This window comes from Desulfocurvus sp. DL1XJH-121 (genome assembly GCF_054819825.1).
Genome location: NZ_JBTVWW010000039.1, coordinates 1 through 12027, shown reverse-complemented (window position 1 = coordinate 12027; position 12027 = coordinate 1). Strand labels below are relative to the sequence as shown.

The following is a 12027-nucleotide window of genomic DNA, read 5'->3' as shown; positions in this document are numbered from 1 at the left end:
AAAAGGCGGCCGAGGCGGCCGCCTAGAAATCACCCCGCCAGGGGCGGCAGTGTCAGGTGAATACTATCTCTGTACACCCTTTCCGATTTCGTCCCGGCAAGCGACTCTTTCGCATTGGTCCATTGCGCCATCATTAAATCCAAACATTTATTTTATTTTGATAGCATTAAATATACTTATAACCAATGTTAAAACTGTACAACAAACAGACAAAATGATTAACAAACGGCAACCAAACTTTTTTTCTCGTTTCAAGATTTATCCGAACATTGTTTTCGACATCATTTTCGCTCTCAATCTGACTCTGGAGCTCTTGAACCATACATCCTGAACTCGAATTCGGAGGGGAAATGTTTCGGAAATTCACCATCACAAGCAGGTTCATTTTTCTCATCGCGTTTATGGCTTTGTTCTCCTTGGCCATAGCTGGCGCATTCACCTTTTACATGAAATCGGTGGGATCAGCCTCTTTAATCGAGGCTGAAGAGGCCATGGAAGAAGGCTACAAGCGCACGCTGCACTATTCCGTTGAATCCATCGGGTCCATGCTGGACGACGTATATCACAAGGCGATGGAATCAGGTCAGGACCCGGAACATGCCATTCGAAACGCAGTCAAAGACATTCGCTATGCCGAGAAGGGCTATTACTTCATCAGCGACTTTGACGGCAAGATCGTGGCAAACCCCTTGATGCCCGAGAGGGTGGGTCAAAACGACATCGAGGCCAAGGACGCCAAGGGCACGTATTACAGCAAGGAAATGATCGATAAAGCCAAGGGAGGCGGCGGGTTCGTGACCTACTGGTTCCCCAAGCCCGGGGAAAAGCAGGCCAGCCCCAAGATGAGCTACGCGGACAGGATAGGCGACACGCACTACTTCGTGGCCTCGGGCGTGTACATCGACGGCATCGAGACCGAAAAGGCGGACATCGAGGGCAAGCTGAACGCCATCCTCAATGCCGCCCTGGTCACGGTGGGCAGCGCCACGGGCGGGATCCTGCTGCTCATCGTCCTGCCCCTGGTCGTCGTCATCGTGAAGAGCATCCTCGGCCCCCTGAAGCTGGCCACGGCCAACGCCCAGGAAGTGGCCCAGGGCAACCTGGACGTGCATGTGGAGGTGAAGGGCAAGGACGAGATCACCCGCCTGGAAAGCGCCCTGGACCAGATGATCACCACCCTGGCGGAAAACATGCGCGAGATCGAGGCCAAGAGCGAGGCCGCCGAGCAAAAGGCCCATGACGCCGAGATCGCCACGGCCGAGGCCGAGGAAGCCCGTCACCAGGCCGAGCGCGCCAAGACCGAGGGCATGCACCAGGCCGCCGAGCGCCTGGAGGCCGTGGTCAACCGCGTGGCCACGGCGGCCGAGGAAATCTCCGCCCAGACCGACGAAATCCGACGCGGCGCGCAGATCCAGAGCGAGCGCATAGCCGACACGGCCACGGCCATGGAGGAGATGAACGCCACGGTGCTGGAAGTGGCCCGGAACTCCAGCGAAGCCGCCGGGGTGGGCTCCGACGCCAAGTCCAAGGCCCAGAGCGGCGCGCAGATCGTACGCCAGTCCATCGAGGCCATGCAGGCCACCCAGGAACAGACCCTCCAACTCAAGGAGAACATGGGGCACCTGGGCGAGCAGGCCGAGGCCATCGGCAACATCATGACCGTGATCACGGACATCGCGGACCAGACCAACCTTCTGGCGCTGAACGCCGCCATCGAGGCCGCTCGCGCGGGCGACGCGGGCCGGGGCTTCGCCGTGGTGGCCGACGAGGTGCGCAAGCTGGCCGAAAAGACCATGACCGCCACCCAGGAGGTGGGCGACTCCATCCGCGCAATCCAGGACGGGGCGCGCCAGAACATCCAGTCCGTGGAGCGGGCCGTGGAGGACATGGACAAGGTCGTGGAACTGACCAACGAGTCAGGCAAGGTCCTGGGCGAGATCGTCACGGGCGTGGAAACCAGCGCCGACCAGATCCAGGGCATCGCCACGGCCGCCGAGGAGCAATCCGCCACCAGCGAGGAGATCAACCGCTCCGTGGAGGAGGTCAACCGCATCACCGTGGACACCACCGAGGGCGTGACCCAGACCGCCCAGGCCGTCCAGGAACTCTCGGAGCAGATGCTGCAACTCAGCGAACTGGTCCAGGAACTGAAGAACGCCTAAGCATCCGGCGGCCCCCCGCGAAGCGTCGCGGGGGGCCGCCTCCCTTTCCGCCCCATCCCCTCCCGCCAATCCGTCACCGGCCCGCGGCCGTTTGGCCCCGGACCGGTTTCACGTCGCCGGGCACGCAGTGATCGGAATACGCAATTTATCCCCACAAAAACCCATTAATTATACTTATGTAGATATAAAGTTCTTACAATAGGTCGAGAAATATGGTCATTTAATCTTCATCATTAGCAAAAGAACTATTGATCTGCCTATTCACCAATGTTTTCGATTCAATTGTCGCGCTCCAATTTGCTGTTTCGGTTCGTATTCATCGCATTCTGAACCTAAATTTGGAGATGAACATGTTTCGGAAATTTACAATCACCAGTCGATTCGTTTTTCTTGTCGTATTCATGATTTTGTTTTCCATCGCCATTGCGGCTGCATTCACAGTTTACATGAATTCTGTAGGACACGCCTCACTAAACGAAGCGGAAAAAGCCATGGAGGAAGGCTACAAGAGAACATTGCAGTACTCGGCCGAATCGGTCAGCTCCATGCTTGAAGACGTGTACAAAAAGGCGAAGGCGGCCGGCGCCGACCCCGAAGAGGGCATGCGCAACGCCGTCCAGAACATACGCTACGCCAAAAACGGCTACTACTTCATCAGGACCATGGACGCCGTGTGCGTGGCCCATCCCATCGACCCGGGCAAGGTCGGCATACGCGACATGGATGCCAAGGACGCCAAGGGCAACTACTTCACCAAGGAGATGATCGCCAAGGCCAGGGAAGGCGGCGGATTCGTGACCTATTGGTACCCCAAGCCGGGCGAGAAGGAACCCAGCCCCAAGCTGTCCTACGCCGACAACATCGGTAACCTGCCCTACTACGTCGCCTCGGGCGTATACATCGACGGCATCGAGAAGGATAAGGCCGCCATCGACGCCAAGCTGAACGGCATCCTCCGCTCGGCCCTGATCACCGTGGGCAGCGCCACGGGCGTGGTCCTGCTGTTCATCGTCCTGCCCCTGGTGTTCAGCATCATCCGCAGCATCCTGGCCCCCCTGAAGCAGGCCACGGCCAACGCCCAGGAAGTGGCCCAGGGCAACCTGGACGTGCGCGTGGAAGTGAAGGGCAAGGACGAAATCACCCACCTGGAAAGCGCCCTGCACCGGATGATCACCACCCTCTCGGAAAACATGCAGGAAATCGAGGCCAAGAGCGCGGCCGCCGAGCAGAAGGCCCATGACGCGGAGATCGCCACGGCCGAGGCCGAACAAGCCCGCCACCAGGCCGAGCTCGCCAAGACCGAGGGCATGCACCAGGCCGCCGAGCGCCTGGAGGCGGTGGTCAACCGCGTGGCCACGGCATCGGAGGAAATCTCCGCCCAGACCGACGAGATCCGCCACGGCGCACAGACCCAGAGCGCGCTGATCGCCGACACGGCCACGGCCATGGAGGAGATGAACGCCACGGTGCTGGAGGTGGCCAGGAACTCCGGCGAGGCCGCCGAAGTGGGGGCCGACGCCAAGACCAAGGCCCAGAGCGGCGCGGAGATCGTGCGCCAGTCCATCGCGGCCATGCAGACCACCCAGAAGCAGACCCTGCAGCTCAAGGAGAACATGGGCCGCCTGGGCGAACAGGCCGAATCCATCGGCAACATCATGACCGTGATCACGGACATCGCCGACCAGACCAACCTCCTGGCGCTCAACGCCGCCATCGAGGCCGCGCGCGCGGGCGACGCGGGCCGCGGCTTCGCCGTGGTGGCCGACGAGGTGCGCAAGCTGGCCGAGAAGACCATGACCGCCACCCAGGAGGTGGGCGACTCCATCCGCGCCATCCAGGACGGCGCGCACCAGAACATCCAGTCCGTGGAGCGGGCCGTTGAGGACATGGACAAGGTAGTGGAACTGACCAACGAATCCGGCAAGGTCCTGAGCGAGATCGTCAAGGGCGTCGAGATCAGCGCCGACCAAATCCAGGGCATCGCCACGGCCGCGGAACAGCAGTCCGCCACCAGCGAGGAGATCAACCGCTCCGTGGAGGAGGTCAACCGCATCACCCTGGACACCACCGAAGGCGTGACCCAGACCGCCCAGGCCGTCCAGGAACTCTCGGAGCAGATGCTGCGGCTCAGCGAACTGGTCCAGGAACTGAAGAACGCCTGACCCGTCAGCGGCCCCTTCCGAATCTCCGGGAGGGGCCGCCCTTCCCGCCCCCTTTTCCCTCCCTTCCAGGCATCCCGCCCTTGGCGGCCCCCGGCCTTTGCGGTACACAAGGCCAGGGCCCGCACGGCGCACACAAACAACCGGGCCCCATGGAACCCGCAATGAACACATCGCTTACCCTTGCCCGGGCGCGGCGTCCCGCCTCCCGGGCCCTGGCCACGGCCCTCTGCACGGTCCTGTGCCTGAGCCTGCTCCTGCCGCCCCAGGCCTTCGCCGGGCTGTTCGGCACGTTCAGCATCAAGGACGAAAAGGAGCTGGGCAAGAAATACAACACCCTCATCAAGGCCCACTACCCCATCGTGGAGGACCCGGAGATCGTGTCCTACGTGAGCGACGTGGTGGACCGGGTGGCCAAGGCCCTGCCCCCGCAGCCCTACCCCATCACCACCACGGTGGTGCGCAACGGCGCCATCAACGCCTTCGCCACGCCCGCGGGCTACGTGTACGTGTTCACGGGCCTGATCACGGAATTCGAGCACGAATCCGAGCTGGCCGGGGTCGTGGCCCACGAACTGGCCCACGTCACCCAGCGCCACGTGGCCAAGCGCATCGAGCAATCGCAGATCGTGCAGATGGGCATGCTGGCGGGCATGCTGGCCGGGGCGCTCATCGGTTCCGGGGGCGGCGAAAGCACCCACAACGTGGGCGAGGCCCTGATGATCGGCGCCCTGGCCGGGGGCCAGTCCGCCATGCTCAACTACAGCCGCATGGACGAACGCGAGGCCGACCAGGTGGGCATGAACTATCTGGTGGAGGCCGGATTCCCGCCCCAGGGCATGCAGGAGGCCTTCAAGAAGATCCGCCGCAAGCAATACCTGTCCGGCAGTTCCGCCCCCGCCTACCTGACCACCCACCCGGGGGTGGAGGAACGCATCGGCTACCTGGACGACCGCATCAAGCGCCTGCCCGAAGACCTGAAGGACAGGAAGGACTCCGACGAGCGCTTCAAGCGCGTGCAGACCCTGGTGCGGGCCCGCTTCGCGGACCGCGACGCGGCCCTCTCCGTGTTCCGCAACGGCACGGGCGACCCGGCCCTGGACGCCATGGGCGAAGGCATCGTGCAGGCGCGCGCCAGGCGCACGGCCGAGGCCACGGCGGCCTTCGACAGGGCGCTGGAGCTCGCGCCGAACGACCCGCTGGTCCTGCGCGAGGCCGGCAAGTTCCACTATCGCCAGGGCAAGGGCTCCCTGGCCGAGCGCTACCTGACCAAGGCCGCGCTGCTCAACCCCAAGGACCTGCACGCCCTGTTCTTCCTAGCCCGGCTCATGGAGGACAGGGGCCAGACCGAACAGGCCATCAAGTATTACGAGCGCGTGCTCAAGGCCCTGCCCGAGGACCCGGAAGTGCACCAGTTCCTGGGCCTGACCCTGGGCCGCTCGGGCAAGGAGTTCCTGGGCCACCTGCACCTGGCCTACTGGGGCCTCTACGACCTGGACCGCAAGAAGGCCAAGTATCACATGGAAAAGGCCGAGGCCCTGGCCAAGACCCCCGAGGAAAAAGAACAGTTCGAGGCCCTGGAAAAGGCCTTCGGCGAACGCGCCGAGTTCTGGGGCGGCAAGCCCGGCGAAAAGCCGGACAAGGATAGGGACAAGGACAAAGACAAGGACGAAGAGGAAGACAAGGGCAAGTCATGACCCCGGCCCCCCAGTGCTGGAACCTGCCCGGCGGCGCCCTGTGCGTGCGCCGGGGCGACCTGGCCCGCTCCACGGCCGACGCCGTGGTCAACGCGGCCAACCCGCAGCTGGCCGGGGGCGGGGGCGTGGACGGCGCCCTGCACCGCGCGGCCGGGCCGGAACTGTTGGCCGCCGGCCGGGCCTGGGTGCGCGACAACGGCCCCCTGCCCACGGGCCGGGCCGTCATCACCCCGGGCTTCGGGCTGGCCGCCAAATGGGTCATCCACACCGTGGGCCCCGTATGGCGCGGCGGCGCGAACGACGAGGACGCGCTCCTGGCCTCGGCCTACGCCGGGAGCATGCGCCTGGCCCGCGAGCACGGCGCTGCGAGCGTCGATTTCCCGGCCGTGTCCTGCGGGGTCTACGGCTTCCCCATGGAGCGCGCCGCCACCATCGCCCTGTCCACCCTGGCGGAAAACCTCGCCCCCGGGGTGGTCAAGACCGCGAGCATGGTTATCTTCTCTGCCGACGCGGCGGCCCTGTGGGCCGCCCGGGCGCGCGAGCTGTTCGGCCCCCCGGCCTGACCCGCGCCGCACCAGAACCAGACAACATTATCCGGAGCGACATATGGAACTGCGCGGAACCACCATCCTGGCCGTCAAGGACGACCGGGGCGTGACCCTGGCCGGGGACGGCCAGGTGACCTTCGGCCAGAGCATCGCCCTCAAGCACGGCGCGCGCAAGGTGCGCCGCCTGTACAAGGACAGGATCCTGGCTGGTTTCGCCGGGGCCACGGCCGACGCCTTCACCCTTTTCGAGCGCTTCGAGGCCAAGCTGGAGGCCTTCGGCGGCAACCTGACCCGCTCCGCCGTGGAGCTGGCCAAGGAATGGCGCATGGACAAATACCTGCGCCGCCTGGAGGCCATGCTCATCGTGGCCGACGCCGAGACCATCCTGATCCTCACGGGCACGGGCGACGTCATCGAGCCCGACGACGGGCTCACGGCCATCGGCTCGGGCGGCCCCTACGCCCTGTCCGCGGCCCGCGCCCTGGCCCGCCACACGGACCTCTCCGGCCGCGACATCGCCGAGAAGGCCATGGCCATCGCCTCGGAGCTCTGCGTGTACACCAACGACCAGTTGATCATCGAGACCGCCGAGCGCGAGACGGACTAGCGCCGCTCCCCCATCCCCCCAAGGAGACCACACGTGACCATGCTCACCCCCAGGGAAATAGTTTCCGAACTGGACAAGTTCATCATCGGCCAGAAGGATGCCAAGCGCATGGTGGCCATCGCCATGCGCAACCGCTGGCGCAGGCAGCAGGTACCGCCCGAGCTGCGCGACGAGATAGCCCCCAAGAACATCATCATGATCGGCTCCACGGGCGTGGGCAAGACCGAGATCGCCCGCCGCCTGGCGCGCCTGGCGGGCGCGCCGTTCATCAAGGTCGAGGCCTCCAAGTTCACGGAAGTGGGCTACGTGGGCCGGGACGTGGAATCCATGATCCGCGACTTGACGGAGATCGCCGTGAACATGGTCCGCAAGGAGGAGATGGACAAGGTCCAGGTCAAGGCCGAACGAAACGCCGAGGAGCGCCTGCTGGACCTGCTCTACCCCCGCCCCGGCGGCCAGAACGCCCAGGCGGGCAACGTCATCGCCGCCGGGGTCGACGGCTCGGCTCGCGTGGAGGAGCCCTCCTCCACCCGCGAGAAGCTGCGCAAGCTCTGGCGCGAGGGCAAGCTGGACGACCGCCGCGTGGAGATGGAGGTCTCCACCCAGGGCGGCGCGCCCATCGGGGTCATGGCCATGCCTGGCATGGAGGACATGGAGATGCAGGTCCGCGACATGATGGGCCGCCTGTTCCCCAAGCAGAAGAAGAGCCGCATGATGAACGTGCGCGAGGCCTACGACATCCTGATCCAGGAGGAGTCCGAGCGCCTGGTGGACATGGACAACGTGGCCGAGGCCGCGCGCGAGCGCGTGGAACAGGGCGGCATCGTGTTCGTGGACGAGATCGACAAGATCTGCTCCAGCACCGCCTCGTGCGGCGCGGGCACGGCCGACGTGTCCCGCGAGGGCGTGCAGCGCGACCTGTTGCCCATCGTGGAGGGCAGCGTGGTCAACACCAAGTACGGCATGGTTTCCACGGACCACATCCTGTTCATCGCCGCGGGCGCGTTCCACATGTCCAAGCCCTCGGACCTGGTGCCCGAACTCCAGGGCCGCTTCCCGTTGCGCGTGGAGCTGGACACCCTGGGCGAGGCGGAGTTCTACCGCATCCTCACGGAACCCCAGAACGCCCTGACCACGCAGTACAAGGCCCTCATCGCCACCGAGGGCGTGGACCTGTCCTTCACGGACGAGGCCCTGCACGAGGTGGCGGCCTTCGCCCAGAAGGTCAACGAGGAGACCGAGAACATCGGCGCGCGGCGGCTGTACACCATCCTGGAGAAGATCCTCTCGGACCTGTCCTTCGAGGCCCCGGACAAGAGCGGCCAGGCCGTGACCGTGGACCGAAACTACGTGCGCGCGCACCTGGAGGATGTGACCCAGGATACCGATCTGTCCCGCTACATCCTCTAAGACCGTTGAAAAAACGCCATCTGCTTCGTTGCTGCGAAAAATGCAGACCCTCGCGTATTTGAATACGCGTCGGGCCTGCATTTTTCTTGCGCCTTGCATCTCTCACTTTTTGAACGGTTTTACTCAGCGGCGGCAGCAGGCCAGGGAATTGATTTCCTTGCTGCGTTGTGGGAGAGATCACGGGCGAAGCGTGGGCCTTTCGCCCGCAGCGCCAGACCAAGGACACGACATGAAAAAGGAAAGCAAAATCGCCAAGCTGCTCCTGGAATCCCTGCCCTATTTGCGGCAGTTCTACGGGCAGACCATCGTCATCAAATACGGCGGCCACGCCATGAAGGACGAAGAGCTGAAGCAGGCCTTCGCCAAGAGCGTGACCCTGCTCAAATACATCGGGGTCAACCCCGTGGTGGTGCACGGCGGCGGCCCGCAGATCGGGGAGATGCTCAAGGCCCTGAACATCGACAGCTGCTTCCGCGAGGGACTGCGCGTCACGGACGAGGCCACCATGGACGTGGTGGAGATGGTCCTGGCGGGCAAGGTCAACAAGCAGATCGTGAACCTCCTCAACCAGCACGGAGGCAAGGCCGTGGGCCTGTCCGGCAAGGACGGGCGCTGCATCCGCTGCCGCAAGCTGGAAATGACCGCGACCCCCGAGTCCCCGTCCATGCCCCCGGAGATCATCGACCTGGGCCACGTGGGCGAGGTGGAGCACATCGACCCAACGCTCATCCGCACCCTGGAGGGCCAGGGCTTCATCCCGGTCATCGCGCCCGTGGGCGTGGACGACGACGGCGAAACCTACAACATCAACGCCGACTCCGTGGCCGCGGCCGTGGCCGGGGCCCTGGAGGCCAGGAGACTGATCCTCTTGACCGACGTGGAGGGCGTGCTGGACGCCAACGGCGAGCTCATCTCCAGCATGCGCCGCGCCGACGTGGTGCGGGCCATCGAGGACGGCACGGCCAAGGGCGGCATGATCCCCAAGCTCAAGTGCTGCCTGGAGGCCCTGGACGCGGGCGTGGAAAAGGCCCAGATCGTGGACGGCCGCCTGGAGAACTCCATCCTCCTGGAGATGTTCACCAAGCAGGGCATCGGCACCCAGATCCTCGGCAACTAGCGACGCGCAAGGAAATCAAAAAGGCCGCCGTCCCCAGGGACGGCGGCCTTTCTTGTTCGCAAAAGCGGCAGGCTAGGATACAAGGACGACCTCGTCGCGCCCGTCGTGTTCCGCGAGGAACACGTCCACATGCTCGCCGCGCCGGGTCTGCACGGTCTTGCCCACGTAGTCCGCGGCGATGGGCAGCTCGCGGTGCCCCCGGTCCACCAGGACCAGCAGCTCCACCCGGTTGGGACGGCCGTAGTCCAGGATGGCCTCCAGGGCCGCGCGGATGGTGCGCCCGGTGAACAGCACGTCGTCCACCAGCACGATGTCCTTGCCGTCTATGTCGAAGAATATCTCGGTCTTGTTGATCTGGGGCTGGACCTCCAGGGTGGTCCAGTCGTCGCGGTAGAGGTTGATGTCCAGTTGGCCGCTCAACAGCTCGCGCCCGGCCCGCTCCTGCAGGCTGCCCCGCAGGCGGGCGGCCAGGTCCACGCCCCGGCGCTGGATGCCCAGGATGGCCAGGGACTCGCACCCGCCGTGGCGCTCCACGATCTCCGTGGCCAGGCGATCCATGGTGCGCGCTATCTCTTCCGCCGTCATCAGGACTTTACCTTCGCTCATGTCTCCCTCTTTGCTGAGATCAACAACGCATGCGGGCCCGGCCACGCGCCGGGCGGAAGCCTGGAATACCACATGCCTGGAACGGAGAAAAGCCCCGGACCACATGCCGCCCGGGCGGAATCCATAGATTAATTCTATCTAACAATACGTATTCCATCGATACTCTTGACAAGACAGGGTCCCGCGCTTACCTCTGCCCATACCCTATGACTCTCGGAGGAAATATGTTCAACGTGACCGACAAGGCCCACGAGGAGCTGCTCGCCTACTTCCAGGACAAGAGCGTCTCCCCGATTCGGGTTTTTCTCGCCAACGGCGGCTGAGCTGGCCCGCGGCTGTCATTGGCTCTGGATGAGCCAAAGGAATCGGATGAGGTTTTCGACTTTGACGGCGGGATCAAGTTCCTGATGGACAAGGATCTCCTGGAATCCGCCCAGCCCGTGACCGTGGATATCGGCTACATGGGCTTCACCGTGGACTCCAGCCTGCAACTGGGCGGCGGAGGCTGCTCCTCGGGCAGCTGCTCCTCCGGGAGCTGCGGCACCGACGGCAGTTGCAGCTGCTAGGGCCCGGCCTGAACCCAGAAATACAAAGCGCCCCCGTTCGGGGGCGCTTTTTTTGTGGCTGGGCTCAGGCGGGGGGAAGGGAATTTGGGGATTAAGGAAATGAGGGGAAATGGGGAAGAGAGGCGGCGCGCGGGTGCTGTGGCGAGTTTGGAAGGTGTCAGAGGCGGGCGCGTTTGGGTCGTGACGCAAAACCACTTCTGCCCTCCCTCCCCTCCCGCCGCGTTCCCTCGCGGGTAGGGCGTTGGTTTGTCGGGAGTGAGGGAAGAGGGGGCGCGGCCGCGCCCCATGCGGGTACGGGCGGCTTCGCTTTGGGGGTTTCCACCCAGGTCACTACGCCCCCCGTACCCGCATGGGACGCGGAAAAATCGCGGTGGTGCAGTCCTCCGTTGATTTCTCCACTCGTGTCGCGGCACAGGTGATGCCGCCCCGTCGCACGAGCCCGGCTCCGCTTCACTGATTTCCATCACAGCCGCTGCGCCGGGCAGCGCGCCGAGGCTTGGGGAGTCCCAAAGGGCTTGGCGCAAGCTTTTGAACCAGCTGTTCCCCCGCGCAAACCAAGCTCTTTCCCCATGGGCCACAATCAACGCCTCCTGCCCCCCGCCCAAAGCACCAACTATTGACTTTCCCAATGAAGGTCCTATGGTATTCCCCATACCATAACTAGGAGGCACCATGCTGGAACTTACCGATGCCGCCAAGGCTGAATTGATCAACTACTTCAAGGACAATCCCGCATCTCCGGTGCGGATTTTTCTGGCCCCCGGCGGGTGCTCCGGTCCCCGTCTGGCCCTGGCTCTGGACGAGGCCGGGGAGAACGACACCGTCGCCGAATTCGGCGACGGGATCACCCTGATCATGAACCAGGACCTCCTGGAGGAGGCCAAGCCCGTGAAGGTGGACATCGGCTACGCCGGGTTCACCGTGGAATCCTCCATGGAATTCGCCCCGTCCGAAGGCCAGGGCGGTTGCGGAAGCTGCTGCGGCAGCTGCGGCAGCTGCTAGCCGACGCCGCACCAAGGCAAACGAAACGGCCCGCCCCCGCAAGGGGACGGGCCGTTCTTCGTTCAACACAATTACTAATTGTGCTGAGATGGTTATCACCTGACAGTAGGCCATGAAATGAGCGTGGTCATGCCGCCCTTGGTTGGGGTACGG

General features: G+C 64.1%; 11 protein-coding genes. 10 read left to right on the top strand and 1 reads right to left on the bottom strand.

The window, feature by feature from the left end; all coding sequences use genetic code 11:
* The 8 genes from ACYYG1_RS16750 to argB all read left to right on the top strand — a co-directional run.
* Window positions 1-331 (top strand): hypothetical protein (locus tag ACYYG1_RS16750; RefSeq protein ID WP_461211482.1); only part of this gene is annotated, 331 nt, incomplete at its 5' end.
* Between the two features lie 160 nt (window positions 332-491).
* Window positions 492-2162, top strand: coding sequence for a methyl-accepting chemotaxis protein (locus ACYYG1_RS16745; protein WP_461211481.1), 1671 nt, complete (start codon window positions 492-494; stop codon window positions 2160-2162).
* A 344-nt stretch (window positions 2163-2506) separates the two neighbouring features.
* Window positions 2507-4324 (top strand): methyl-accepting chemotaxis protein, encoded by a 1818-nt coding sequence (locus tag ACYYG1_RS16740; protein ID WP_461211480.1) that lies wholly within the window; start codon window positions 2507-2509, stop codon window positions 4322-4324.
* Between the two features lie 161 nt (window positions 4325-4485).
* Complete coding sequence (locus ACYYG1_RS16735) at window positions 4486-6018, top strand: M48 family metalloprotease (protein ID WP_461211479.1); 1533 nt, start codon at window positions 4486-4488, stop codon at window positions 6016-6018.
* Complete coding sequence (locus ACYYG1_RS16730; protein WP_461211478.1) at window positions 6015-6581, top strand: macro domain-containing protein; 567 nt, start codon at window positions 6015-6017, stop codon at window positions 6579-6581. Before ACYYG1_RS16735 ends, ACYYG1_RS16730 begins: the two co-directional genes overlap by 4 nt.
* A 43-nt stretch (window positions 6582-6624) precedes the next feature.
* Window positions 6625-7173: an ATP-dependent protease subunit HslV gene (gene hslV, locus ACYYG1_RS16725; RefSeq protein ID WP_461211477.1), complete on the top strand. Its 549-nt coding sequence runs from the start codon at window positions 6625-6627 to the stop codon at window positions 7171-7173.
* Between the two features lie 39 nt (window positions 7174-7212).
* Entirely contained in the window at window positions 7213-8583 is a 1371-nt protein-coding gene (hslU, locus tag ACYYG1_RS16720) for an ATP-dependent protease ATPase subunit HslU (RefSeq protein WP_461211483.1), read from the top strand.
* Window positions 8584-8812: 229 nt separating this feature from the next.
* Window positions 8813-9700 carry an acetylglutamate kinase gene (argB, locus tag ACYYG1_RS16715; protein WP_461211476.1) on the top strand — a complete coding sequence of 296 codons (888 nt, stop codon included), beginning with the start codon at window positions 8813-8815 and terminating at the stop codon, window positions 9698-9700.
* A gap of 72 nt (window positions 9701-9772) precedes the next feature.
* Here argB and pyrR read toward each other — a convergent pair whose 3' ends face one another.
* Window positions 9773-10306, bottom strand: a complete 534-nt coding sequence (gene pyrR, locus ACYYG1_RS16710; RefSeq protein ID WP_461211475.1) for a bifunctional pyr operon transcriptional regulator/uracil phosphoribosyltransferase PyrR — start codon at window positions 10304-10306, stop codon at window positions 9773-9775.
* A 224-nt stretch (window positions 10307-10530) separates the two neighbouring features.
* Between pyrR and ACYYG1_RS16705 the strand changes: the two genes are divergently transcribed.
* Together ACYYG1_RS16705 and ACYYG1_RS16700 are read left to right on the top strand one after the other, a co-directional pair.
* The gene (locus ACYYG1_RS16705; protein ID WP_461211474.1) at window positions 10531-10872 is read left to right on the top strand and encodes an IscA/HesB family protein; all 342 of its coding nucleotides are present in this window, start codon (window positions 10531-10533) and stop codon (window positions 10870-10872) included.
* A 672-nt stretch (window positions 10873-11544) separates the two neighbouring features.
* Window positions 11545-11874, top strand: a complete 330-nt coding sequence (locus tag ACYYG1_RS16700) for an IscA/HesB family protein (protein ID WP_461211473.1) — start codon at window positions 11545-11547, stop codon at window positions 11872-11874.
* Window positions 11875-12027: the final 153 nt, after the last annotated feature.

Bases quoted from the DNA above. Each gene is read 5' to 3' on its own strand.
- ACYYG1_RS16740 (WP_461211480.1), top strand. From the start codon at position 2,507: ATGAACATGTTTCGGAAATTTACAATCACCAGTCGATTCGTTTTTCTT.
- pyrR (WP_461211475.1), bottom strand. From the start codon at position 10,306: ATGAGCGAAGGTAAAGTCCTGATGACGGCGGAAGAGATAGCGCGCACC.
- argB (WP_461211476.1), top strand. From the start codon at position 8,813: ATGAAAAAGGAAAGCAAAATCGCCAAGCTGCTCCTGGAATCCCTGCCC.
- hslU (WP_461211483.1), top strand. From the start codon at position 7,213: ATGCTCACCCCCAGGGAAATAGTTTCCGAACTGGACAAGTTCATCATC.
- hslV (WP_461211477.1), top strand. From the start codon at position 6,625: ATGGAACTGCGCGGAACCACCATCCTGGCCGTCAAGGACGACCGGGGC.
- ACYYG1_RS16730 (WP_461211478.1), top strand. From the start codon at position 6,015: ATGACCCCGGCCCCCCAGTGCTGGAACCTGCCCGGCGGCGCCCTGTGC.
- ACYYG1_RS16745 (WP_461211481.1), top strand. From the start codon at position 492: ATGGAAGAAGGCTACAAGCGCACGCTGCACTATTCCGTTGAATCCATC.
- ACYYG1_RS16735 (WP_461211479.1), top strand. From the start codon at position 4,486: ATGAACACATCGCTTACCCTTGCCCGGGCGCGGCGTCCCGCCTCCCGG.
- ACYYG1_RS16700 (WP_461211473.1), top strand. From the start codon at position 11,545: ATGCTGGAACTTACCGATGCCGCCAAGGCTGAATTGATCAACTACTTC.